This is a genomic window from Pseudidiomarina terrestris (genome assembly GCF_030466405.1).
Taxonomy (GTDB): domain Bacteria; phylum Pseudomonadota; class Gammaproteobacteria; order Enterobacterales; family Alteromonadaceae; genus Pseudidiomarina; species Pseudidiomarina terrestris.
Genome location: NZ_JAGGJF010000001.1, coordinates 731669 through 755897, shown reverse-complemented (window position 1 = coordinate 755897; position 24229 = coordinate 731669). Strand labels below are relative to the sequence as shown.

Below are 24229 nucleotides of genomic sequence, written 5' to 3'. Positions count from 1 at the left end.
TGCGGCTTTTCAGAATTTGTTTTGCTAGTACAAGTTGCGTGAGCAACTCATTACATAGGAACAACGTTTTCAGCTTGTGGACCTTTAGGGCCTTGAGCGATAGTGAACTGAACAGTTTGACCTTCAGCTAAGGTTTTGAAACCGTCTGATTGGATAGCGCTGAAATGTACGAATACGTCTGCGCCTTGTTCTTGCTCGATGAAACCGAAACCTTTAGCTTCGTTAAAGAATTTTACTTTACCAGTTACTGTTGACATGCTGATATTCCTCGTAGTGCATGTGAAAATCTAGGGTCTTGCTAATAAAAATACGTGTAATACTTGGGACTTACAAAACGAGGTACAGCAATAGACTTCGTAACAGGCCACAATTAGACAGCCGAATTTTTCTAGCGACGATTAGTATACGCCGATATTAAGCCTTGTCAAATGTACTTTCGTAAACTACTGAGAAACCTAGCCGCGAATCCAGTTTTTGGTGATGTGCCGGAAGGTATCTGTGCCGCTGCGATGCATCCATTCGTAAGCGACCATTTCACTGGTGACGATTTGCACACCCAGCTGTCGCAAGCGGGCCAGCGCACTTTGCTTATCAGAATCACGACGCGAACCCACCGCGTCTTCTACCACAAACACGTCATAGCCGGCCTCTTTGAGATCGCTGGCGGTTTGCAAGATACAGACATGACCTTCCATTCCCATGAGTACCACTTGCCGTTTGTTCTGTTGTTGAACCACGTCGGCAAAATTGGGTTCCTGCCAGGCACTGAAATGCAGCTTCTCAATCACCCGGGCATTTTCGATGACCCCGGATAAATCGTCTACACTGATCCCCAGACCTTTGGAATATTGTTCTGTCACCACGATGGGTACGTCGAGCTCATTAGCGATTTCGCCCAGCCAGCGCATGCGAGCGATTAACTGGTCACGTTGGTGAATTACGGGAGCTAATTTTTCCTGTACATCGACGATGACAACAAGGGAATCGGCAGCATTTAGCAACATAAGTTTAGCCTCGGCTCATAATCAAAAGTAGGGATATTGTGCCGCAAACCACTTGCTATTCCTATAGGTTGGTTATAGCTTTGCAAACAAAGGACTGGAAATTTCAGCATGGCTCAGACGCAAAAGAAATTCATGAATAGTTCTGCAGATGACTTACTGCGGGCCTTCAAAATAAAAGTCACCGGCAACATTATCTGGGCGGGCGGGATCACTGAATTGATCTTATCTGTCGCCCAGTTTTTGCTGGGTAATACTGGGCAGGCTGTGGCCATTTTATGTGCGGGAGTATTTTTTACTGGTGCCGCATGGTTTTATCAGGGAAGACGCGTGCCCATACTGGTGCGAGTCATGTTTATTGGCTTGCTGACCATCATTTCCGTTATTTCGATCTATAAAAACGGCACTATTGGGGTGTACTGGACCTATCCCTTATTGGTGGCGTGCTTCTTTGTGTTTAGTGGCTTCCTGGGGATTATTGCGGCAGCGCTGCTGACCTTGATTTTTGGGATAACGGCTATTTATGCCATGCCGCTTGACGATGGTTGGCGGATCGCCACGACGCTGGCGATTATCTGCGCGCTGGGTTCGGTATTTGTGGTGTTACTGAGTGAGCTGCAAAAGTTGCTGCGCAAGCTGGTCGTGACAGACACGTTAACCGGTTTACACAATCGGCACCTGGTCACTGGTGTGTTAGAGGACGCAATTTATCGCTTTCGCCGCTATCAGCGTCCGGCCACCATCATGATGGCTGACTTGGATCACTTTAAGCAACTCAATGACACCCATGGCCATCTGTTTGGCGATCAGATCCTCAAACAGGTTGCAGAGCGGTTGCAAAGTGTATTGCGCCGTAACGATCAGGTGTTCCGTGTCGGTGGCGAAGAATTTCTGGTGGTGTTGCCGGAGACCGGAAATGCCGAAGCTCAGGTGGTTGCTGAGAAGCTAAGATCATTAGTGTCAGAGCACAGTTTTAATGGCAAAGATGCAAACGTCGATGTCACATTATCTTTAGGGGTCGCGCAATATGCTGAAAACCAGACTTGGGTCGAGTGGCTGAACGCTGCTGACTCAGCCTTAATGGAAGCAAAGCGCAAAGGACGCAATCAGGTACAAGTCGCAGAGGCCCCAGCAGAACGTACTGCTGAACCGGCATGACTGGTCACTTTGAAAAGAACAGCGTAAAGTAGCACTAACAGCTAAAGTAGGTGGAACTATGAACCAAGCAACAGCAACGCAATTTTCCGGAACATTTGATCTGTGGCAGCATTTTCGATTGCTGGCAATGCGGACGATTTACTTCGGTTCTGGAATCGTGATTGCCGGTGCAGCAATCTATTCCGCCGTGCAAGGGAATTGGCCAGCGGGTGCGGCGTTGTTCTTTGTTGCCCTCGGCTTCGTCTTAATCGGTTATCTATACCGTAACGAGTTGGCCCCCCAATGGATTAACTTTCTGGTCATTTGCTGCCTTGGCACCCTGGTCAGTGTGTCGATGAAATCTGCCGGTATTCTTGGGGTTTACTGGATGTACCCGATCCTGGCGATGGTGTTTTTCATGTTTGATAAGACCATCTTTGTACTGGTCATCATGCTGATTTATGCACTATTTGCCGCGGTAATTTATCAGGTTCTTCCGTTCGATTACGCCTGGCGTGTGGCGCTTTCCATGTTGGTGCTCATCGGGGTGGGCGCAGCCTTTCTGGTGATGATGGCGAGCATGCAGCGCAAGCTCTATTCAGCGGCCGCGACCGACTCTTTAACAGGGTGCATTAAGCGTGAATACCTGAGCGAAATGGTACAACACGCCGTGGATAAAGCCTCGAAATCAAAACAACCATTTGCTCTTGTGCAAATTGATATGGACTCTTTTCAAAGCGTCAATGACCGCTATGGTTACTTGTTTGGCGACAAGGTATTAGAAGAGGTGGCCCGGCGGATTCGTAGTGTCGCGCGCCCGTCAGATACGGTGATACGCTCCAGTGGTGCTGAATTCGTGGTTATTTTCCCGAATACCGACCGCAAAGAGGCTGCTGATCTTGCCACTCATATGCTGGATCGCATCCGACACGACCCATTTTCGGTAAAATCCCTCACTGTCACCATTACTGCCAGCGGCGGTTTGGCGGAATACGGGCAGGGACAACATTGGGGTGAGTGGTTAGGTGCTGCAGACTCGGCACTGTATCAGGCGAAGAGTCAGGGGCGTAACCGCCTAAAAGTCGCACAATAAATTTGCACCCGGCGGTTCAGCTAGCTACAATTCGCCCCTTTCAAAAAGGAGCAGCTCATGGCACCCGTACTCATTCTAATGGGCTCGCAGTCCGACTGGCCCGTCATGCAACACGCCGCAAAGATGCTGAAAGATCTGGGTGTTGAGTGGCGTGCTGAGGTTGTCTCTGCCCACCGAACGCCCGATCTTTTAAAGTCATCAATGGAAAATGCCGAGCAAGAAGGCATTCCTGTAGTTATTGCTGGCGCTGGTGGCGCAGCACATTTACCTGGCATGCTCGCCGCGTATACCGCCATCCCAGTGTTGGGCGTGCCGGTTCCCAGCAAGCAACTGAAAGGCTTAGATAGCCTGCTGTCGATTGTACAAATGCCAAAAGGCGTTGCCGTGGGCACCCTGGCGATTGGCCAGGCAGGGGCAGCCAATGCGGGTTTGCTGGCAGCACAAATTATCGGTACCACTGATGCTGATGTGCGTAAACGTGTGCAAGAGTTCCGCGCTGCTCAGCGTGACAAAGTTATGAACGGTCCAAAACTGGAGCTATCCGAAGAATGAAGGTGTTGTTTGTCGGTGATGGTCAACTCGGGCAGATGCTTGGCGCCAGTGGTATCAGTCACGGCCATGAATGCCTGCTATACAGTACCCGTAGTCACGAAGTGAAGCCTCTCTCGGCGCAAGTCAGTTTGTCCTGGACGCTGGCCGAGGCTATTGGCTGGGCGGACGTGGTGAGTTGGGAGCATGAAGCGATTCCCGCCGACATCATTGCCGCTGCTCACGATAAGTTTCTTATGGATCCGGCTCGCATCAAGAGCCTGACGGACCGTCGAGCCGAGAAAAAACTGTTTGATGATTGCCGCGTGGGAACCTCTCCCTGGCAAAGTTTCGGTACCCCTGCCGAGCTTGAAAAGATCCTGCAGCAGACCACTCAACCGCTGGTAATTAAAGCGGCGCGGGGCGGATACGACGGTAAAGGCCAGTGGCGTTTTCGGCCGGGTGATGCAATTGCAGACTGCGTTGCTGAAGCAGGCAAAGAGCCTGGGATCGCCGAACACTTGATTCCTTTTGAAAAAGAAGTGTCGATGGTCGGTGCCCGCGGAAAAGATGGCAGCGTATGTTGTTATCCGTTAATCACCAATGTCCATACCCAGGGGATTTTGAGCTACAGCCTGGCGGGCATTGAGGCTGTGCCAGACACCTTGCAGCGCCAGGCTGAGGAAGCCTTTCATCGACTGACCGATGCCCTGAACTATGTCGGCGTGTTTGCCATCGAGTTCTTTGTGGTAGGCGAAGGTGAGCAGGCGCAGTTACTGATCAATGAAGTCGCTCCGCGGGTGCATAACTCCGGGCACTGGAGCATGAGCGGAGCAAATTGCAGTCAATTCGATTTGCATATGCGCGCACTGACCGGCATGCCGTTTCCGGAGCTGCGAATTGAACCCACGCTGATGTTGAACGTGATCGGCGCCAAGCAGATCCCCGTTGGACTGTGGCATCACCAGGATGCCCAATGCCATTGGTACAACAAAGAACCGCGGCCCGGACGCAAAGTGGGCCACGTGAACATTCGCACTGCGAATCTTGACACGGCCCAGACCTGGGTCCAGCAGTGGGCTGAAAAACTACAGTTTTTAGGCTAACGGTTAACGGAACACGTGTTGTAGCCATTGATTAATGGCTACAATTTGTTCCGGGCAAACCTGATGTTGCATGGCAAAACTCTGATAGTCCGCTGCATATCCCGCATCACATAACCAATTGTAGGCAAGTTTACCGAGCGCTTCGGGGACCACTGGATCCTGACTGCCATGTTGGATGAGGATGGGGAGCTGCCGATTCTCGGCGCTTAGTTTGATGCTATCGTGGGTGGCAAGGTAGGTCGACAACGCCAGTAAGCCTCCCAGCCGCTGCGGGGAGGTAAGTGCCGCTTCATAGGCGACCGCCCCCCCTTGCGAAAAGCCGGCAACGACGATGTGCTTTGCTTTAACGCCGCGTTCCAGCTCCCGCTGGATGAGCTCGCCAACGGCTTTGGCAGAGGCCCGTAACTGTTCACTATCGACCTGACGCTCTATCGACATGGACAGAATGTCGTACCAGGCCGGCATCCGCATGCCGCCATTGATGGTGACTGGAATCTGCGGAGCGTGCGGAAAAACATAGCGCACAAAGGCGCCCTCGGGCGCTTGCAAATGAGGAACGATAGGCGCGAAATCGTTGCCATCAGCCCCCAGGCCATGCAACCAGATGACACTGCGGTTGGCGGACTGTTCAGGTTCGATTTCAACGCAGGGCAAGTAAGCCATTTACTACTCCTTGGCGGTCGAGCTTTTTTTACCGAGTCCGCCGCTGATGGTCAATTGCAGTGCGTCAGCGGGACTCATATCGAGGTGTTCAATACAACTACGAGGCACCATCACCATGTAGCCGCCGACATTGTAACTCATTGGCAAAAACACTGCGACGTAGTCCTCATCCAGACATTCGGATAAGCGATCACCGGGCTCACCACTTTTCTTGGTAATAATGCCAATAAGTTTTACGTCACCGCCAGGTAAAGTCACCATGACCACCGACTCTCTGGCAAAGTTCTTACCCGACATCATTTCAAATACATCGTTTACCGTGCCATAGAGGCTGCTAAGTAATGGCAGCTTATTGATGATGACTCCGGGCAAGGTCCAGATCCTATTGATAAATCGCCAGCGCGCGCTGAAACCGATAAAAACGGCGATACCAAGAAAGCTGATAAAGGCGAGTCCCGGGAAATAAAAAGATTCGCCCAGAACAGCCAGCCAGATCGGGCTTAACCAAGTCTCAACTGTGACCAGCAACCAGCGTACCAGCGCGATGGTGACGATGATCGGCAACAATATTGCGAGACCTTTAAGTAAATACTGTATGGCGTTTTTCATTATGCTACTCTCTTGTGAGTTTGCCCTAGCTTAGCGTTTTCAGGAACCAAGATGAAATTATTTGGCAGTTATACCTCTCCTTTTGTGCGCCACTGCCGCATTGTGCTGGCGCAGCATGAACAGAAATTTGAATTTGTGCCGACGGACTATGCGCAGAGCGCACAGCACTCACCAGCTAAACGCGTGCCATTCTTTAGCCATAACGGTCTGCAATTACATGATTCGTCCTCTATTTTGCGTTATCTTCGCACGTTGGCAGGTGAGCCTTTCTGTGCCGATGATGAGCAGTTTGACTTGTATTGTCTGGTCAATACCGCATTGGACACGGCGGTGAATTTATTTTTACTTGAACGCGATGGTGTCACGGCTGCCCAGGTACCTTACCTGCAACGTCAGCAAGCCCGCGTACAGAGTATTTTGGACGAACTCAATCAACGTGAGTGGCCTGTAGCCGATGCCGGTAACGATGCGCACCTACGCCTGGCTTGTTTCCTCAGCTGGGCACAGTTCCGCGAACGTCTGGATATCCATCAATGGCCAGAGTTACAAAATTTCCTGGCGTCCATGAACCAACAGGCGTGGTTTGCGAATACGCATCCAGCATTAAGTTAAGTATTACTATTACGGAGCAACTTTATGAAGCAGTGGATTACTTTGCTGAGCGTAGCAGCGTTAGCGGCATGCTCACCACAACAAGAATCGGGTAAAGACGACGTGGCAGAGAAAACGACAACTGTGAATACCCAGATCACGTATCCGATGACGTTCCGTGGCAACGTCACGGATAACTATTTTGGTAACGTGGTCGCGGACCCTTATCGCTGGTTGGAAGATGACCGCAGCGAAGAGACGGAAGCCTGGGTGAAAGCACAAAACCTGGTGACTTTTGCGTATCTGGAGCAGATCCCTTACCGTCAGGAATTAGAAGATCGCTTAAGTTCTATGTGGAACTACGAAAAGGTAAGCGCCCCTTTCAAAGAAGGTGACTATACCTATTTCTATAAAAATGACGGGCTCCAAAATCAGTACGTCGTTTACCGCACTGACGCTGACGGCAATACGGAAGTTTTCCTCGACCCAAATACCTTCAGTGAAGATGGCACAACCTCGTTGGCGAGCTTAAGCTTTTCTAAAGATGGTTCGCTCGCTGCCTACGCCATTTCCGAAGGCGGTAGCGACTGGCGCAAAATCATCGTGATTGACGCAGAAACCAAAGAACAACTGGAGCCGGCTTTAGTCGACGTCAAGTTTAGCGGGATCTCATGGTTCGGCAACGAAGGTTTCTACTACTCAAGCTACGATAAACCTGACGGCAGCGAATTATCTGCCAAAACCGATCAACATAAGCTGTATTACCATGAACTGGGTACAGCGCAAGCTAATGACCCGGTGGTCTTTGGTGCAACTGAAGAGCAGAAACACCGTTATGTAGGTGGTCAGGTTTCCGAAGACAACAATTACCTGTTTATCAGCGCAGCAGTGTCAACTTCCGGCAATAAGTTGTTCATGAAAGATTTGACCGACCCAGATAGTGAGCTGGTGACGATTCAGGGACATACTGATGCCGATACTGCGCTATTAGATAACAAGGGGTCTAAGCTTTATCTGGTTACCGATCTTGATGCACCAAATAAGCGCGTGGTCACGGTGGATGCAAGCGCTCCGCAAACAGAGAATTGGCAGGACTTTATTGCTGAAACTGAAAATGTTCTTAGCGTAGGTACAGGTGCGGGCTACATTTTTGCTGAGTACATGGTCGATGCCATTGCTAAAGTCGAGCAGTACGATTATGACGGCAACAAGGTGCGCGACGTGAGCCTGCCAGGTGTTGGCAGCATCGGCGGTTTTAGTGGCAAGGATGATGCAGATACCTTGTATTACACCTTCACCAATTACAACACGCCAGGCACCATTTATGCCTACACTCCGGAAACGGGTGAGTCTACGGTTTACGAGAAATCAAAAGCCGACTTCAATAGTGACAATTATGAATCCAAGCAGGTGTTCTATACCTCCAAGGATGGTACCAAGGTACCTATGATTATCACGCACAAGAAAGGACTGGAGCTTGATGGTAGCAACCCGACCATGCTCTATGGCTATGGCGGCTTTAACGTTAGCTTGACGCCATCTTTTAGCATCACCAATGCGCTTTGGCTGGAGTTAGGTGGTGTGTATGCGGTGCCTAATCTGCGCGGTGGGGGTGAGTATGGTAAGGCATGGCATGACGCCGGCACGCAGCTGAAAAAGCAAAACGTATTTGATGACTTCATCGCGGCAGGTGAATACCTGATCAGCGAAGGCTACACCTCGAATGAACGTCTCGCAGTGCGCGGTGGCTCCAACGGCGGCTTGCTGGTCGGTGCGGTGATGACTCAACGTCCTGATTTAATGCAAGTGGCGTTGCCAGCTGTGGGTGTGTTGGACATGTTGCGTTACCACACCTTTACTGCAGGCGCAGGTTGGGCGTATGACTACGGTACCGCTGAAGATAGCAAAGAAATGTTCGAGTATCTTTACGCGTACTCACCGGTGCATAACGTCAAAGAAGGTGAGAGCTACCCGGCGACGCTGATCACCACCGGTGATCACGATGACCGCGTAGTTCCGGCGCACTCTTTCAAGTTTGCCGCCGAGTTACAGGCCAAAAACACAGGGCCAAATCCACAGCTGATTCGCATTGAAACCAATGCCGGTCATGGTGCCGGAACGCCGGTTTCAAAAACCATCGAACAGTACGCTGATATCTATGGATTCACCCTGTATAACATGGGAATTGATGAGCTGAACGAGATCCAATAAGCAGCTCTAGCTGAACGGGGAAAGCCGGCGCAGAAAAATGCGCCGGTTTTTTTTGTTTTAAATCATCTATTTAATATTCCTTAAGAAGCCTTAAGTAAAGCTTCAGGAGCTTTAAGAAACGATCGACCATAGTGCTACTCGTGCAACCACCAGCAGGTTGCAGCGGGAGGAAAAACTATGCGTTTGATTCAATTAAGTCACTATAACCCCTTTGCGACAGTCATCGCTTTTTTGATTGTTACCATCATTGGCTTTGCCAGCATGACCAAGATGCCTGTGCAATTGACGCCAAATCTCAATCGTCCGCAAATTGCTATCATCAATAGTTGGCGCGCGGCGGCTCCGGCGGAAATCGAAGCCGAAATCGTTGAACCCCAGGAAAACATTTTGACGGGTATCGCCGGCGTCGAGCGACTGTACTCATCGGTGCGGGCCGGTATGAGCATCACCATGCTGGAGTTCTCGATCGGTACCGATATGCAACAGGCTTTCATTAATGTGGTGAATGCCTTAAACCAGGCGCCAGCACGACCACGCGAAGCCAACGAGCCGACCGTGATGCTGGGCGGACTCGAGGAAAGCATTGCCTCACTGCTGATTACCAAGATCGACGCCAGTGAAGATGCCGATTTCACGGCCTATCAGGATTTAATTGAAGCCAGCGTAAAGCCCGAGCTGCAAAAAATTCCTGGCATCGCCCGGGTTGATCTGAATAGTGGGTTAAGCCATCAGCTGCATGTTGAGATCGACCCGTATAAGATGGCCGCGCTGGGCGTGCAGCTGAGTACTGTCACTCAGAGCATTCAACGTTCGGCAAATATGTCAGGCGGTTTTGCTGAAGTAGGGCGGCGTGAGTACACGGTGCGCTACAATGGCCAGTACACGCCCGAGACCTTTGGCGACATGATTGTCACCTACAATGATGGTCGACCGGTCTACTTGCGCGAAATTGCAACAGTCGAAAACGGCTTCTCCGAACGTCGTAGCTTCGCATTTCGCACTGGCCGACCGGCATTTTACATTTCGTTAAATGGCACCAACGATGCAAACACTGTTGAGGTCATGGACAACTTAAAGCGTGTGACTGAGGACCTCAACGAGCGCCTGCTGAATAAGCATGGCTTACAGATTGAGCTTAGTTTCGATTCATCGGTGCATATCAAACGTGCCATTGATCTGGTGCAGAGCAGTCTGGGCATTGGTATTCTGCTGGCGCTTGGTATGTTGTACTGGATGATCCGCGGCTTTCGCGCAACGCTTTTAATTGGCCTGACGATTCCTATAAGCCTGGCCGCAGCGCTTTTGGTGATGGCTATGTTAGGCCGTAGCCTGAATATCATTTCTCTGGCGGGGCTCGCCTTTGCGGTGGGGCTGGTGCTTGATGCGGCGATAGTTGTACAGGAAAACTTTTTACGCCTGCGCCAGCAAGGGCTAGGACTGCTGACCGCGGCAAAGCAAGGAGCCAGTGATGTGGCGCCTGCTCTGTTCGCATCAACGGCAACGACCGTTGCTATTTTCACTCCCGTGATTTTTATGGAAGGTGTGGCCGGCCAACTGTTCTTTGATCTGGCGGTAACTATGTCGGTGGCCGTCATCGCCTCAATGCTGGCGGCGATGCTACTGATCCCTGTAGTGGCTGTTAAAGTTCTGAAGCAAGAATCATCAGCACATGACCCGTTGCCACTGTGGTCCAAATTAGCGAATTGGTATGGTCGTGCAACCCGCACAACGACCCGCGCCACGTTATGGGTTACGACGTTACTGGGCGCTTCAATTGTGGCCATGATGGTGCTGTTACCACGTCCGGACTTTCTCCCCGAGGCAAAGTGGGAAGGGATTTTTGTCGCCTTTATGGTGCCACCGGGCGCGAACTATTCAGTGTTGGAAAATGAAATCGCGCGCACCATTATGCGCCGCCTGGAACCTTATGTGGAAGGTGACCAGTTACCGCAAATCAAAGACTACAATATTGCCTCCAGCTCGGGTGGGTCGATTCTCTTTGTCTACCCTGAAGAGGCAGACAGTGCAACGGAAGTCCTGACCTTACTGCGCGAAAAGATTTTGGTGGACTTACCGGAAACCAAAGCTTATGCGCAACAATCATCACTGTTAAATATCAGTGTGGGTAGCACCAATCGTGCGATTCGACTCAACTTTAATGGTGAGCTTGACGATGCCTCACGATTGGTGATCGAGCGGACCATCGAACTGTTGCGCGATCGTTTACCCAATACTGCGGTGCGTGCTATCCCCAATATCTATGATGCTAAACCAGAATTGTTGGTGACGCCGCGAGATCACAAACTTGCTCAGGCAGGGATCGATCGCACCAGTGTCGCACAGATGGTACGAGCGGTGACCAGCGGTCTCTACAGCGGCGAGTACTTCGATGGGCATAACCGGCGCGATATCATCGTAAAGTCCGCGCCCTGGCGTAACCCAGAAGAGCTCGAAGCCATGCCGATGTACACCAACAACGGTGGCGTGCAGACGATTGGCCAGCTGACTGAAACCAAACGCATCACCGGCCCCGTTCGCCTGCAGCGCTTGAATGGTAAACGCACATTGACCTTGTTGATTGCACCGCCACCCACGGTGACCCTTGATGAGACCATTGAAGTCACGCGTACTGTCATGGAGGAGATTGGGAATGAGCTTAGTCCGGGTGTCTACATGAGTCTGACAGGTGGCGCTGATGACCTGGCGGATACCATAGGTACGATGCAGGAGAATTTCATCTACGCGGTGGTGATCTTGTTCCTCATCATGGCTGCGGTGTTCCGCTCAATGCGCGATAGTTTGTTAGTACTCACTACCGTTCCGGTCGCTATGGCTGGGGGTGTTGTTGGCCTTACCGTGCTGAACATGTTTACCTTCCAGGCGCTCGACTTATTGACCATGATTGGTTTTGTCATCTTGCTTGGACTGATGGTGAACAATGCCATTCTGCTGGTTGATCAGACGCGCAAAGCGCAAGCCGAGGGAATGTCTATCGCGGCCGCAACCCAATATGCCATTGCCACACGCGTGCGTCCGGTCTACATGAGCTCACTGACCTCGGTGGTCGGTATGTTGCCGCTTGTTCTGATCCCTGGCGCTGGTAGTGAAATCTATCGCGGCCTTGCAGTTGTTATTGTCGGCGGCATGCTGATGAGTACTATTTTCATGCTTATCTATATGCCTGCCTTAATGCGCTTAATAGCGCGTCCAGCTTCACAGGAGACTGATCATGTTTCTGACTAAATTAATTCTACCTTCGTTTGTACTTAGCCTTGCACTTATCAGCTTTGCCGGGTACGCACAGCAAGCCCCGGCAGTCTCGGTCGTGCCAGTATCGATGAAAACCCTAAGCCCGACAGTTATGGTAAGTGGGCAGGTACAAAGTCGCCACAGCAGTGAATTAAGTGCTGGCGTGGTTGGCAAAATCACCTGGATTGCGGAGCCTGGCACTCAGGTTACAGCCGGCGACATTTTAGTACAGCTGGACCAACGGCCTTTCGAGTTACAGGTGCGCCAACTGCAGGCGCAAATTCAACGCAAAGAGATTGAAATCAAGCGTGCCGAGCAAGATCTGACGCGGTTACAGGAGCTTCATCACCAGCAGGCTGTATCGACTCGTGATGTCGATGACTTAACTGCAGAACTTGGCTTACTAAAGTCTGACCGCGAGCTCTTACAGTTACAGCTTGAACAGGCCCAGGACGATCTCGATAAAACTACCGTGAAGGCTCCTTATAGCGGCGTTGTGATTAAGCGTCTGCAACGCAGTGGTGAAGACGTCGTCGGCACTGCACCTTTGATTGAGCTGGTCGACATTGAGAACCTCGAGATCCGTTTTCACGGACCACTGGCTTATAGCGAGTTTGCACGCGCTGCTGAGAGCATCCAGGTGTTCTTCTCCGGCGGAACTCGTGAAATGCAGCTACGCCAACTGATCCCGGTCAGTGACGCGCGCTCGCAAACATTCACCGGTCTGCTGACAATTCCAACCGCGTTATACGGTAATTTCCGCGTCGGTGAGCTGGTGACCATCGCGGTTCCCGCAGCGTTTCCGGCTGAGCACTTCGTGGTGCCAAGAGATGCGCTGGTGATCGGTAAAAATGGAACCCGTGTCTTTGTGGTCGATAAGGCAGGCAAAGCGACGGAAATTAAGGTGACTATTGCCGGCGGCTCCGGCAATTACGTCAACGTCAAAGGCAAACTTCACAATGGACAGTCCGTGGTCGTGCGCGGTGCCGATTTACTGCGTAACGGGCAAGTGGTTAAAGTCCTCAGTGCTGAGGATTTTCCGTTGACCACATTGGGCAGTTAGGAGGGAGAGCATGATGTTATCGCGCGTTGGTTTAAGTGTCTTGCTGCTGCTGTTTAGCGCAGTGGTGCAGGGCGCAGATGCTTATCGCAATGGTTACTGGTGGAACGGTAGCGAGTTTGTTCAGGGCACGCGATTTGTCGAGGCTGGGAAATTTGTTGCTGCGCACCGTGTTAAGCAGGTTTCCAACAGTTATGACTTGGAAGGTGCCTACATGTTGCCGCCGCTGGCTGATGCCCACAACCATAATCTCCAGACCCCCTGGCTAGTGGACAATTTTCACAGTAGCTATATTGATAGAGGCATTTTATACGGTGCCATGCTATGTGGCAGTCACCTCAACGCAGGGGAGGCACGTGAGGGTCTGCGACGGGCTCGACTTGCTTCGATAAAGGTTGCAGGAGCGTGCATTTCCAGCTCTGATGGCCACCCGTTAGCGATGGCTTTAGCGTCGCGTGGCGGGCGTTCCGAAACGGCACCCGCTAGCCTTTACGATCACAGCTACATCGTGGTCGATGCGGTCGGTGACATCGAGCGCAAATGGCCCTTAATCGCTGCCGGAGCGGAGGATCTCGTTAAAATCATCCTGGTGCATCATGAAGATCAGACACGGCGCGGCGCGCCGGAGTATTTTGGCCTGAATGGCCTGACCGTCAAGGTCGTCATGGCGCTGGTTCCTTATCTACAAGAACGGGGATTGCGCGTCGTCGCCCACACCGAATCGGCGGCCGATTTTTCCTTAGCGGTGGCTGCCGGAGTTGACTGGGTCGGACATCTGCCAGGGTACCATTGGGCCGAGGGTAAGATAGCTGAGGATTATCGGATTGCGGAAGCTACCGCCAGACTTGCTGCGGCTAAAGGAATTAAAGTGGTGGCAACCGCGGGCGTTGTTGAACTGTTCAAGAATGTCTCAGCAGCTGAAAAAAAGCGGGTGCAGAATCTGCAAAAGGAAAACCTGGAGCTCTTGCGTACAGCCGGCGTGGAACTGCTAAGTCGTTCGGACCAGTTTCAGGGCTCTGTTATCGATGAATTGATTTATTTACGGGAACACATGCATCTTGATGCGGTTGCTTTACTTAATACCGCGACCCGGGTGACGCCTAAAGCGCTATTTCCCGAGCGCCAAGTCGGTGAGCTTGGTCCCGGCTTTGAGGCTAGTTTTAATGCTTACCCGGGTAATCCGTTGGCGGATTTTGCGGTATTACGCAAACCTATAGCAGTGGTGCAGCAGGGCGAAGTCTTACGCCCGTTAGCAAAGCAGCGCGATTAGTTCGGCAGCTGCGCCAGCAGCTGCTGGAATTCCTCAGATTGTCGCAGCGGGTCATAATGGGGATCACTATGTAATATCAGTGCCTGCGGTTGTTTGCGTTTTATCGCGTCCTGTATATGGCGCAGCGCAATGTCGTATTCACCGATCACAATAGCGTAGCGGGCCCACGAAAGCGGTGGAATATATTGACCCAGGTTATCTTCGTTGCGCTCCTCCAGCAGCTGACCGTATACCGCAGCAATGCCGCCTTCAGCAAAGAGCTCTCGGTAGGCTGCGATACGCTGATCGTTATAACCTTCTTCACGCATCAAAACTTCAAGGTGTTCCATCGCCATCGCGTCGTCATGGGTGAGGACACCGATGCGAGTCAGAATATGGTTATGCTGGCGCGAAGGCACCTCGGAGTTAATCAGACGCTGAGTTTCCGCGATAGCGCGCGGGTAATCACCTTTAAACATATAAACCAGAGACAGGTTCATGTAGCGATAAAAATCCGGGTTTTTTACCCGTAGCTGATTGAGGAGTTTATCGGCTTCCTGATAACGTCCCCGAATTAAAAGGAGTTCAGAATAGCCTAAGTAAACGCCGGGATCGTTGGGCATTGCCTCGATGGCTTTTTCATAATAGATCTTTGCGGTCTCGAGATCCCATTCGCCGAGAAATGCCAGCTTGGCCTTTAACTCCAGCGCATCACCATTGGCAGGATCCTGAGCGAGCGCAAGAGCGACGATGGAATTAATCTCATCGAGGTAGAGCTGCAAATCGCGATACCCTCGCAGACCGCTCATTTCAAATTTTGCTTCGGCAATACCCACGTGAGCAGGGGTAAAGTCAGGGTACTCCTGCAAAACCTCCCGGAATAGCTCAATCGCGCGGCGGTAGTTTGCTGGCGTTGACTCATAGTAAACGGCGGGCGCGATGAGTTTTTGCGCTTCCTGGAATTTAGCTTGTGCTGGCGCGGTCAGCAAAGCTGCCGCCGCGGGCTGGTCGCTGGCTGTGCTGGAGGGCTCTGCCGCAGGATGTAGGTAACCCTGACTCTGCAGCAAGTAAATGACAGCAACAAGAATGAGTAGTACCGCGCTAAGCAATCCCCAGCGATAGCGATCGCGCCTTTGCACCGTGCTGGCCGACACGCGTTGAGTGTCAACATTTTGTGCAGCTGCGGGGGTGGAGGATGCTTTTAGCGTGGTGTCAGGTAGCCAGTAATAGCCAACGCCAGGAATAGTTTTAATAAATTGGGGTTCACCGCGACTGTCGTGCAGGAGTTTTCGTAGTTTGCTGACGGCAACGGAAAGACTGTCTTCGTTAACAATGCGCCCGGCCCAAACGGCATCCAGGAGCGCTTCTTTGGTAAGCGCTTGCTGCGGATGCTGACAAAAATAATCCAGCAAAGAAGCAATTCGGTGCTCAAGGCTAATTTCATCGGTAGGCGAGCGCAGTAACGCATGCACGGGGTCGAATTCGTAACCACTGAAGCAATAGATGCGTACAGCCATGTCAGGTTCTCCAAAACACAATCGCTTAAGCTTAGCGAGTTAAGCTAGCTATGTAAACGCGGAAGACCTTGGCTGATTAGTCAGATAACCCTTCTGATTTGGGCCCGTGCAGTGTTATTGCCGTGACAACTTTCTGTTCGATCGCTTCAACAAGGTCGCTATCAAGAGCTGCTCTGGCTTTATCGAGGGGGACATTGAGTTGGGTAATTCCCCATGCCTGATTGCGACCATGGACCTTACCTGCATAGAGTGCATTATCGATGAGCTGTAGCGTCGCTTCCCAATCCATCTGTTGCTCGTCCAACCCGGCAAAGGGGTAACTGATGAAACCAGCTGTGGCGGTAATCGCGATGTCGCCTGAACACTTGGTGGTAATCGGTTGTTCAGCGATGGTCTGCAAGAGTCGGCGCACAAAACGCGGAAGTGCATCGGCATCGGCATTAGAGAGGTAAATCAGGAACTCTTCACCCCCCCAGCGGATCACCTTGTCATTTTCGCGGCAAATGGCGACCAAGCGCCTGGCCACCTCACAAATCACATCATCACCGGCGGCGTGTCCATGCTTATCGTTGATGCGTTTAAAATGATCGATATCCAGCAGCACCATCGCATCATTGTGTGCGGAGCCTTCGCGCTGCTGACGCTGCAGCTCTTGCTGCATGGCACGACGGTTAAGTAAACCGGTTAAAGGATCGCGCACGGACTGGTCGGCCAACTTGGCATTAGCATCTTTTAGCGCTAAGTTCGATCGACGTGCGGCGCGATAGAGATAGAGCGCTAAAATAGAGAACAAGAGGGCGACAATAATTCCTAATGCCAGTATCAGTTGATGCTGGCGCTCGTTTTTGAGCATTTGTTCGTTGAGGCCGTTTTGCTGTTCGAGCAGTTCAATCTGCTGGGCCTTGTCTTTCGATTCATAAAGGTTCTGCAATTCGGTAACGTTCTTTTGCATTTCCGTGTTAAAAACTTCGGCTCGAAGCTCACGTTGCTCCAGTAGGACCTCATTTGCTTCCTGATAGCGGCCAGTCATGCTCAGAGCTTGCGCATACTCACCAAGCAAGCCTTCGAATTCACTACTGATCCACTCGCCCCGGACCTCTTCGACGATAGCCTTCATAGCCTCCAGGCCCCTGTCGTGATTACCAAGGTGGACCTGGATGAAGCCTAGATTAAAGCGGATGATTTGCTCGGTGATGGTAGCGTTTTGCTGTTGCGCAATGGCCAATGCTTCTTCTAGCGTCGCAATACCAGATTCGAAGCGCTTGGTGCGAATAGCGAGGTCGCCAAGGTTATTTAAAACAGTGGGTTGCATCGCGACCCACTGCGGGTCGTCTTTAATCTGGTCTTCAAGTTCCTCATAAATGTCAAAAGCCGCGTCGAAATTTTCCATTTCAGTGGCGATGTAAGCCCGCTGAAATTGGATTTCCGGAGCGAAAGTTGACTCCAATCCATTGGACTGGACCGTATCCTCAGCCTCGTTAAGTTGCAGTAACGCCTGCTCATACTGAGTTTGTTGACTGTAGATTTCGGCGATACGAAGCTTTAAATAGATACGGCGCACGGGAGTACGCTCAGAATCTGTTTCGTTGACCGCGTCTGAAGCATAAATCAGGTGCTCTAAGGCCCGCTCCGTCTGATTCTTCTGCATGTAAATGCTGGCAACCAGGTTATGGGCAAAGTAGCGAACGCGCGGCAAACTAGCTTTTTCTGCAGGCACAATGACCGCATTAATCAAACTGTAAGCTTCGGTGATTTTGCCTTCGAGGGTCTTGAGTAAAACCCGGGTGGCGGCTGCTTCGGTGATGGCGTCCGGGAAGCCACTTTTTAGCGCTTGCTGTTCGATTTCATCTAACAAATCATAAGCTTTTGTAAAATCGCCCTCATAGCCGTAGGACATCGCCAGATAGGATTTTATCCGAATTTGTGTCATATCCGGGGTATCAGCAGGCAGCGTCTCGACGAGTGCAAGCAGTTGCTTGCCCATTTCGGCTTCGCTCAAATTGCTGTTGAGCATGTCATCAAGTTGCTGCTCAACAGCAGGGGCCATGGGCGGCGGCGCAACAGTCTCTTGCGCCTGCGCAACAGCCATGGCAAACACGAGCGCGCAGGCCATGACCACCTGCATCAGGTAAGACGACAAAGCTTTGTTTGCTTGAGTGGTCTGCACGAAAACCCCTGCTGATGAAAAATTAGTCGCATAATTTACACTGTCTGGTCGGACGAGTTCAACTAATAAGCGATAAAATACGTATATAAGCGTTGACTAGTTTAAAAGTTACAATAAGTTTAATGTGGTTTCTGTACCCTTGACTCGGTACCTAAAATGACTAAAAGTCGTACAGACCTAGTCGACCCTATCAGAAAAGGACACCCCATGTTGAGTTTTGCTTCAGGCGTTCGCAGTACCTTGTCGTTGACGGCTTTGCTTCTACTGACAGCCTGTCAGCCGCAATCGACACCGGCAGAGAGTAAGGAGTCGGATGCTCCGGTAGCTAAGCGTGAGCCCTACACTATAGTTTCGCCGCATGGAGAGCGCGTCGATTACTATTACTGGCTGCGCGACGATGAACGCCAAGATCCGGAAGTGCTTGGCTATTTAAACGCAGAAAATACCTACTACGATAGTTACCGTGCGGATTATCAGCAGCTGACAGACAAAATCGAGTCAGAACTCATGGCCCGGGTAAAGCAGGACGATGAAAGCGTGCCCTATCAGCGCGGAGATTACACTTATCAGACCGAGTACGAGGAAGGGCAAGAGTATGCGATTTACACGCGCACGCACATTGAAAGCGGTCAAAAAGAAATCCTGCTCGATGTGAACGAGCTTGCCGAAGGCGAAGCCTTTATGCAGGTTTCAAATCTTCAGGTCAGCCCCGATCAGACCAAGCTGGCTTATATGGTGGATGCGATCGGCCGTCGCCAGTACGAGCTGCACGTGAAAGACCTGACCTCCGCAACCACAACTGCGACGGGGCTCAACGGACTCTCAGCTGCGCTTGCCTGGGCACAGGACAATGAGACATTGTTTCTGGTCGAAAAGGATCCTCAAACCTTGTTATCCAAACGGGTGTTGAAATATCGAACAGGAGCACCCGTTGAAACCGCCGAAGTCATCTACGAAGAGCAAGATGAAAGCTTCTACATGTGGGTGAGTAATACCACGGATCGCGAGTATGTGGTGATTACCCTGCAGTCGACGGTCTCCAACGAAATGCATGTGCTCGACGCCGAGACCCCGGATGCCGCACTACAGGTGATTGCGCCGCGGGAGCGGGACCTGCAGTATTCAGCAGACCATATTGACGGGCGCTGGATTATCCTGACCGACTACAATGCCCCCAATTTCCAGGTCATGGAGGTCACGGCAGATAACCTTGGCGACAAGGCGAGCTGGCGACCGGTGGTGCCTCACGACGAGCAAGTGTTTATTCATGATATTGCGGTTTTCAGCAACCATCTGGCCTTGAATGAGCGTCGGGATGGTCTGCGTCAGGTCCGTGTTGTGCCCTGGAGTGATCCAAGCCAAAGCCACGTGATCAGTGCTGACGAGCCAACCTATGTCATGACTTTTGAAACCAACGTTGAACAAGACACTGCCGTGGTGCGTTACAACTACACCTCGCTTGTCACGCCCACAGTGACCTACGCGTACAATATGGCAACCCGAGAGAGCGAGGTGTTAAAAGCTACTGAGGTGCCCAATTATGATGCCTCCAACTATGCCACTGAGCGCACCTGGGCAACCGCAGATGACGGTACTCGTATCCCGGTCTCTTTGCTCTATAGCAACGATTTCCAACAAGACGGTAGCGCTCCTCTGTATCAGTATGCCTACGGCTCCTACGGTGCAACCTCCGAACCCTGGTTCCGTCAATCCGTGTTTTCACTGGTTGATCGCGGTTTCGTCTATGCTATCGCCCATATTCGCGGTGGACAGGAAATGGGTCGACACTGGTATGAGCAGGGTAAACTTGAAAATAAAAAGAATACCTTTACCGATTATATCGATGTGACGGAACACCTGGTCGCAGAAGAGTACGCACACCCGGGTAAAGTCTTTGGTATGGGCGGCAGTGCCGGGGGCTTGCTAATGGGCGCTGTGGCGAACATGGCTCCCGCAAAGTATCGGGGGCTGGTGGCACACGTGCCCTTTGTCGATGTGGTTACCACTATGCTGGATGAAACCATTCCGTTAACCACCAATGAGTTTGATGAATGGGGGAATCCGCAGGATCAGCCTTACTACGATTATATGTTGTCGTATTCGCCTTATGATCAGGTGATGAAACAGGCCTATCCGGCCATGTTGGTGACGACGGGGCTACATGATTCGCAGGTCCAATACTTTGAGCCAGCGAAGTGGGTGGCAAAATTACGCCATCTTAAAACGGACGATAATCCATTGTTGTTTAAAACTGATATGGAAGCAGGCCATGGTGGTTCCTCAGGTCGTTTCGCGCGGCTGAAACAAACCGCAGAGGAGTATGCCTTTATCCTGAACTTACTTGGAGAAGAAGCGCGCCCGCAGTAACTCTGCGGGCTGTCGCTCAGGCGTCAGAGTTGTGGTAGACGTTTTGCACGTCGTCACAGTCGTTCAGCATGTCGAGGAATTTTTCCATCATGGCAATATCATCATCGCCACTGATGGTGGTCATGACTTGCGGCAGGTATTGAACTTCATCAACGTCAAAATCGATGTCAGGGAATGCGTCCTGTAGCGCGGTTTTTGCTTTATGCCACTCGGTATGGGGAGCAAAAACCGTGATTTTCCCGTCTTCAGCTTCAATGTCAGTGACATCAACGTCAGCCATCATCAAGGCTTCCAGCACAGCGTCTTCGTCATCGCCAGCAAAGGCGAGAATCATGCAGTGGTCGAACATGTGAGACACGCTGCCGGGGGCACCGATTTTCGATTTTGTTTTAGTGAAACAGTTACGAACCTCGCCAAAGGTGCGGGCCGGATTGTCGGTCAGACACTCCACCATCACCATACAGTTGCCAGGACCAAAGCCCTCGTAAACCGCAGGCGCGTAGTCTTCGCCGGCGCCACCCTTGGCCTTTTCAATGGCTTTTTCGATGACATGTGCGGGAACCTGGTCCTTCTTAGCTCGATCGATCAGACCACGAAGTTGCAGATTGGCATCGGGTTCGACACCACCTTGTTTGGCCACGACGTAAATTTCGCGGCCGTATTTACTGTAAACTTTGCTCTTCGCCGCCGCGGTTTTCGCGATCGACTCTTTGCGGTTCTGGAAGGCGCGACCCATAGTAAGTTCTCACTTGTTTTGTACGAAAGGCGCAATTTTATACATACATTGACGTCTGATCCAGTTTAAACCTTTGCCAGAATGAAGTAGTTTAAAAGGAGCGAATGGAATTAGGAGCAAGTGGTCATGAGTCAGGCAGCGAAACCTCATGTTGAAGCATTTTTGGATAGTGATAGCGAAACCTTCAGCTATGTGGTCTGTGATCCAACAAGTAAGAAAGCGGTTATCATCGACCCTGTTCTTGATTTCGACTATAAATCAGGGCGCACCAGCACAGAAGGTGCCCAGCGTCTGGTGGACTACGTCCGCGCTCACGAGCTGGAACTTGAGTGGGTACTAGAAACGCACGCTCATGCTGATCATCTTTCAGCGGCGCCCTATATTAAGGACGCTTTGGGCGGCAAAATTGCGATTGGCGAGCACATTCGCGATGTACAGAAACTGTTTAAAGAGGTCTTTGACCTGGAAAAAGAGTTTTTGCCCAATGGTGCCCAATTCGACCAATTGTTCAGTGACGGTGATACCTTCTCGGTAGGCAGTATGGAATTTCGTGTGCTGCATACCCCCGGTCACACCCCGGCTGACGTTGCCTATATTATTAACGAACAAATGGCATTTGTCGGTGACACACTTTTTATGCCGGACGTTGGCACGGCACGATGTGACTTCCCCGGCGGCAGTGCGGCTACTCTGTATCAGTCGATTAAAAAACTGCTGGCGCTACCAGCAGCAACGGACATCTATATTTGCCATGACTACCCACCCGCCGGCCGCTCACATGAGTGTCGAACCACCGTTGCAGACCAGCGAGCTCACAGCAAACACGTTCACGACGGCGTCAGCGAAGCTGAGTTTGTAACCATGCGCGAACAGCGTGACGCCAGTTTGGCAATGCCGCGGCTCATCCTGCCCTCGATTCAGGTGAATATCCGGGCGGGAGAAATGCCCCCGGCAGATGCACAGGGTAAGGTCTACTTAAAATTACCCATTAACCAGCTTTGATGGCGACTGTGCTTCCTTACCTTGCCTTCTTAATCGGCGGCGGACTGGCACTGGCCGGCTTCATCTCTTCGCCGCTGGCGCTGGTACTTGGCTTTATTCTGGCTGGCTTCGGGTTGGTTCCACGGCAGCTTAACCCCGGCCAACTCGCCAAACGTTTACTGGCGGTGGCGATTGTCTTATTAGGGTTTGGTATCCAGCTGGACGTTGCCCTTGCCATTACCGGTGACGCCCTGGGACTCATCGTGGTCTCCATTGTGCTAACCCTGGTGCTCGGGCTGCTGTTGGGCAAATGGCTTGGCCTGGAAACCGCTACAGCGCACCTTATTGGTTCGGGAACGGCGATTTGCGGCGGCAGCGCGATCGCTGCTGTGGGGCCAGCGATACGGGCGCGCAGTGATCAGATGGCGCTGGCGTTGGCAGTGGTGTTTATTCTCAACGCCATAGCATTACTTGTATTTCCCATCATAGGTCGTTTGCTTGAGCTTGATCAGGTGACCTTTGGGCTTTGGTCTGCTATCGCTATTCACGACACGTCATCGGTGGTCGGCGCAGCTGAGGCTTATGGCGATGAAGCTTTGGTGGTAGCGACGACAGCCAAGCTGGCGCGGGCGCTGTGGATTGTACCCGTGGCACTTGTTTCGGCCTGGGTATTCGCGCGCTCGCAGAAACACAAAAGCACAACCAAGATGGTGGTGCCATGGTTTATCGGCGGCTTCATCGCGAGCGCTGGGATCGCATCCTATTGGCCTGAACAGGAAGCGTTGTTCAGCCTGCTTTTTGCGATGGGTAAACAACTGCTTGTTTTTTGTTTGTTTCTAATTGGGCTAAGCTTAACACTTCAACGAATTCGTGCAGCGGGGTTAAAGCCATTATTATTAGCAGTCATGCTCTGGTTGATCATTGCCGTTGGGAGTCTCGTTTGGTTAACTACAAATGTCTAAAGGAAAAAACGGAGCTTCCATGACGATACCCGCATCGATACGTCAGCAGACGTGCAAAGATTGCCTGGCAGGGAAGGATTTAGGTTTCGAAATCACCATGGCTTTTTAGCCAATTATCGACTGTCAGGAGCAACGTATTTGTGGTTACGAGGCACTGGTTCGAGGTACAGAAGGTCAGGGCGCCGGCTGGGTGTTTGAGCAAATTAACCACGACAACCGCTATTATTTCGATCAGGCCTGTCGCGTAAAAGCGATTGAAACCGCAGCTCGCCTTGGCATCGATTGCTACTTGCACATTAACTTTTTACCCAATGCTGTCTACAGTCCCGAAACCTGCATTCGGGCAACCATTGAAGCTGCTGATTTATACGGTTTTGATTTGACCAAGCTGGTTTTCGAAGTCACTGAAGGTGAAGAGATCGTTGATAAGTCTCACTTGCAGCGTATTTTCAGTAGCTACTCCGCACGCGGCTTTCAGACGGCAATTGATGATTACGGTGCAGGCTACACCAGCCTGAGCTGGCTGGTCGAGATAAGACCGCACATTCTAAAACTGGATCGAAGCCTGATACAGGACATCGATCAATCCCCGGAAAAGCAAAAGCAGGTAAAAGAGGTGATTCAGCAATGTGAGCTGCAGGGAACCAAAGTGCTTGCTGAAGGTGTTGAAACCGAAGCTGAACTCAATGTGCTGACGAAGCTGGGTATACGCTTTATGCAGGGGTACTACTTCGCGAAGCCGGGCTTTGAAAGCCTGCCGGAAGTTGATTTTTCTCCCCTCTGTTAGAGAGTTCACGCAAAACGCTAGCCTGTTAACTTATTTTTCCCCTTCCAGAAAAAACATTAACAATGTTATAGAGCCATTTTCAGCTTTTTCGCCGGATAAATGGCTTAATCTGCTGCCCGTACTAGAATTAAACATGAAATCAGATGTGTTGACAGAACCCTTGCGGTCAACTAATTAAACACATTAGTTGCAAATAGTTTATTTCACCGTCATGG

19 protein-coding genes and 1 pseudogene are annotated in these 24229 nt (G+C 51.3%); 13 read left to right on the top strand and 7 right to left on the bottom strand.

The window, feature by feature from the left end; all coding sequences use genetic code 11:
* Positions 1-50: 50 nt before the first annotated feature.
* Positions 51-257, bottom strand: coding sequence for a cold-shock protein (locus J6J34_RS03475; protein ID WP_034733468.1), 207 nt, complete (start codon positions 255-257; stop codon positions 51-53).
* A gap of 198 nt (positions 258-455) precedes the next feature.
* Positions 456-1004 (bottom strand): hydrolase, encoded by a 549-nt coding sequence (locus J6J34_RS03470; protein WP_301720972.1) that lies wholly within the window; start codon positions 1002-1004, stop codon positions 456-458.
* Between the two features lie 108 nt (positions 1005-1112).
* Here J6J34_RS03470 and J6J34_RS03465 point away from each other — a divergent pair, with 108 nt between their 5' ends.
* The 4 genes from J6J34_RS03465 to J6J34_RS03450 are packed head-to-tail and all read left to right on the top strand — an operon-like array spanning position 1113 to position 4865.
* Positions 1113-2159 (top strand): GGDEF domain-containing protein, encoded by a 1047-nt coding sequence (locus tag J6J34_RS03465; RefSeq protein WP_301720973.1) that lies wholly within the window; start codon positions 1113-1115, stop codon positions 2157-2159.
* Positions 2160-2217: 58 nt separating this feature from the next.
* Entirely contained in the window at positions 2218-3231 is a 1014-nt protein-coding gene (locus J6J34_RS03460) for a GGDEF domain-containing protein (protein WP_301720974.1), read from the top strand.
* A 57-nt stretch (positions 3232-3288) separates the two neighbouring features.
* Positions 3289-3783, top strand: coding sequence for a 5-(carboxyamino)imidazole ribonucleotide mutase (gene purE / locus J6J34_RS03455; protein WP_301720975.1), 495 nt, complete (start codon positions 3289-3291; stop codon positions 3781-3783).
* A complete protein-coding gene (locus J6J34_RS03450) occupies positions 3780-4865 on the top strand; it encodes an ATP-grasp domain-containing protein (protein WP_301720977.1) in 1086 nt (361 codons plus the stop codon). Before purE ends, J6J34_RS03450 begins: the two co-directional genes overlap by 4 nt.
* A gap of 3 nt (positions 4866-4868) precedes the next feature.
* On the opposite strand, the gene J6J34_RS03445 is transcribed toward J6J34_RS03450, so the two are convergent.
* Complete coding sequence (locus J6J34_RS03445) at positions 4869-5528, bottom strand: alpha/beta hydrolase (protein ID WP_301720978.1); 660 nt, start codon at positions 5526-5528, stop codon at positions 4869-4871.
* Positions 5529-5531: 3 nt separating this feature from the next.
* Positions 5532-6137, bottom strand: a complete 606-nt coding sequence (locus J6J34_RS03440; protein WP_301720979.1) for a DUF502 domain-containing protein — start codon at positions 6135-6137, stop codon at positions 5532-5534.
* A gap of 51 nt (positions 6138-6188) precedes the next feature.
* Here J6J34_RS03440 and J6J34_RS03435 point away from each other — a divergent pair, with 51 nt between their 5' ends.
* The 5 genes from J6J34_RS03435 (at position 6189) to J6J34_RS03415 (ending at position 14518) form a co-directional block, all read left to right on the top strand.
* Positions 6189-6749 carry a glutathione S-transferase gene (locus J6J34_RS03435; RefSeq protein ID WP_301720981.1) on the top strand — a complete coding sequence of 187 codons (561 nt, stop codon included), beginning with the start codon at positions 6189-6191 and terminating at the stop codon, positions 6747-6749.
* Between the two features lie 24 nt (positions 6750-6773).
* The gene (locus J6J34_RS03430; RefSeq protein ID WP_301720982.1) at positions 6774-8939 is read left to right on the top strand and encodes a prolyl oligopeptidase family serine peptidase; all 2166 of its coding nucleotides are present in this window, start codon (positions 6774-6776) and stop codon (positions 8937-8939) included.
* Positions 8940-9116: 177 nt separating this feature from the next.
* Positions 9117-12182: an efflux RND transporter permease subunit gene (locus tag J6J34_RS03425; RefSeq protein WP_301720983.1), complete on the top strand. Its 3066-nt coding sequence runs from the start codon at positions 9117-9119 to the stop codon at positions 12180-12182.
* Positions 12169-13251 carry an efflux RND transporter periplasmic adaptor subunit gene (locus J6J34_RS03420; protein ID WP_301720985.1) on the top strand — a complete coding sequence of 361 codons (1083 nt, stop codon included), beginning with the start codon at positions 12169-12171 and terminating at the stop codon, positions 13249-13251. The genes J6J34_RS03425 and J6J34_RS03420 overlap by 14 nt, the downstream gene beginning before the upstream one ends.
* A 10-nt stretch (positions 13252-13261) precedes the next feature.
* On the top strand, positions 13262-14518 hold the full coding sequence (locus J6J34_RS03415) for an amidohydrolase family protein (RefSeq protein ID WP_301720986.1): 1257 nt from the start codon (positions 13262-13264) through the stop codon (positions 14516-14518).
* Here J6J34_RS03415 and J6J34_RS03410 read toward each other — a convergent pair.
* On the bottom strand, positions 14515-16014 hold the full coding sequence (locus J6J34_RS03410) for a winged helix-turn-helix domain-containing protein (RefSeq protein WP_301720987.1): 1500 nt from the start codon (positions 16012-16014) through the stop codon (positions 14515-14517). The genes J6J34_RS03415 and J6J34_RS03410 overlap by 4 nt on opposite strands.
* Positions 16015-16090: 76 nt before the next feature.
* On the bottom strand, positions 16091-18181 hold the full coding sequence (locus tag J6J34_RS03405; RefSeq protein WP_301720989.1) for a tetratricopeptide repeat-containing diguanylate cyclase: 2091 nt from the start codon (positions 18179-18181) through the stop codon (positions 16091-16093).
* Positions 18182-18388: 207 nt separating this feature from the next.
* Here J6J34_RS03405 and J6J34_RS03400 point away from each other — a divergent pair, with 207 nt between their 5' ends.
* On the top strand, positions 18389-20548 hold the full coding sequence (locus J6J34_RS03400; RefSeq protein WP_301720990.1) for a S9 family peptidase: 2160 nt from the start codon (positions 18389-18391) through the stop codon (positions 20546-20548).
* Positions 20549-20564: 16 nt separating this feature from the next.
* On the opposite strand, the gene J6J34_RS03395 is transcribed toward J6J34_RS03400, so the two are convergent.
* The gene (locus J6J34_RS03395) at positions 20565-21284 is read right to left on the bottom strand and encodes a YebC/PmpR family DNA-binding transcriptional regulator (protein ID WP_301720992.1); all 720 of its coding nucleotides are present in this window, start codon (positions 21282-21284) and stop codon (positions 20565-20567) included.
* Between the two features lie 126 nt (positions 21285-21410).
* On the opposite strand from J6J34_RS03395, the gene J6J34_RS03390 reads away from it, so the two are divergent.
* From J6J34_RS03390 to J6J34_RS03380, 3 genes and pseudogenes are all read left to right on the top strand, one after another.
* Positions 21411-22286, top strand: a complete 876-nt coding sequence (locus J6J34_RS03390; protein ID WP_301720994.1) for an MBL fold metallo-hydrolase — start codon at positions 21411-21413, stop codon at positions 22284-22286.
* Complete coding sequence (locus J6J34_RS03385; RefSeq protein ID WP_301720995.1) at positions 22286-23227, top strand: YeiH family protein; 942 nt, start codon at positions 22286-22288, stop codon at positions 23225-23227. Before J6J34_RS03390 ends, J6J34_RS03385 begins: the two co-directional genes overlap by 1 nt.
* Positions 23228-23246: 19 nt before the next feature.
* Positions 23247-24014, top strand: a pseudogene (locus J6J34_RS03380) (EAL domain-containing protein).
* Positions 24015-24229 lie beyond the last annotated feature (215 nt).

Bases quoted from the DNA above. Each gene is read 5' to 3' on its own strand.
- J6J34_RS03450 (WP_301720977.1), top strand. From the start codon at position 3,780: ATGAAGGTGTTGTTTGTCGGTGATGGTCAACTCGGGCAGATGCTTGGC.
- J6J34_RS03460 (WP_301720974.1), top strand. From the start codon at position 2,218: ATGAACCAAGCAACAGCAACGCAATTTTCCGGAACATTTGATCTGTGG.
- J6J34_RS03475 (WP_034733468.1), bottom strand. From the start codon at position 257: ATGTCAACAGTAACTGGTAAAGTAAAATTCTTTAACGAAGCTAAAGGT.
- J6J34_RS03415 (WP_301720986.1), top strand. From the start codon at position 13,262: ATGATGTTATCGCGCGTTGGTTTAAGTGTCTTGCTGCTGCTGTTTAGC.
- J6J34_RS03470 (WP_301720972.1), bottom strand. From the start codon at position 1,004: ATGTTGCTAAATGCTGCCGATTCCCTTGTTGTCATCGTCGATGTACAG.
- J6J34_RS03420 (WP_301720985.1), top strand. From the start codon at position 12,169: ATGTTTCTGACTAAATTAATTCTACCTTCGTTTGTACTTAGCCTTGCA.
- J6J34_RS03410 (WP_301720987.1), bottom strand. From the start codon at position 16,014: ATGGCTGTACGCATCTATTGCTTCAGTGGTTACGAATTCGACCCCGTG.
- J6J34_RS03465 (WP_301720973.1), top strand. From the start codon at position 1,113: ATGGCTCAGACGCAAAAGAAATTCATGAATAGTTCTGCAGATGACTTA.
- J6J34_RS03440 (WP_301720979.1), bottom strand. From the start codon at position 6,137: ATGAAAAACGCCATACAGTATTTACTTAAAGGTCTCGCAATATTGTTG.
- J6J34_RS03400 (WP_301720990.1), top strand. From the start codon at position 18,389: ATGTTGAGTTTTGCTTCAGGCGTTCGCAGTACCTTGTCGTTGACGGCT.
- J6J34_RS03395 (WP_301720992.1), bottom strand. From the start codon at position 21,284: ATGGGTCGCGCCTTCCAGAACCGCAAAGAGTCGATCGCGAAAACCGCG.
- J6J34_RS03385 (WP_301720995.1), top strand. From the start codon at position 22,286: ATGGCGACTGTGCTTCCTTACCTTGCCTTCTTAATCGGCGGCGGACTG.
- J6J34_RS03435 (WP_301720981.1), top strand. From the start codon at position 6,189: ATGAAATTATTTGGCAGTTATACCTCTCCTTTTGTGCGCCACTGCCGC.
- J6J34_RS03425 (WP_301720983.1), top strand. From the start codon at position 9,117: ATGCGTTTGATTCAATTAAGTCACTATAACCCCTTTGCGACAGTCATC.
- purE (WP_301720975.1), top strand. From the start codon at position 3,289: ATGGCACCCGTACTCATTCTAATGGGCTCGCAGTCCGACTGGCCCGTC.
- J6J34_RS03445 (WP_301720978.1), bottom strand. From the start codon at position 5,528: ATGGCTTACTTGCCCTGCGTTGAAATCGAACCTGAACAGTCCGCCAAC.
- J6J34_RS03390 (WP_301720994.1), top strand. From the start codon at position 21,411: ATGAGTCAGGCAGCGAAACCTCATGTTGAAGCATTTTTGGATAGTGAT.
- J6J34_RS03430 (WP_301720982.1), top strand. From the start codon at position 6,774: ATGAAGCAGTGGATTACTTTGCTGAGCGTAGCAGCGTTAGCGGCATGC.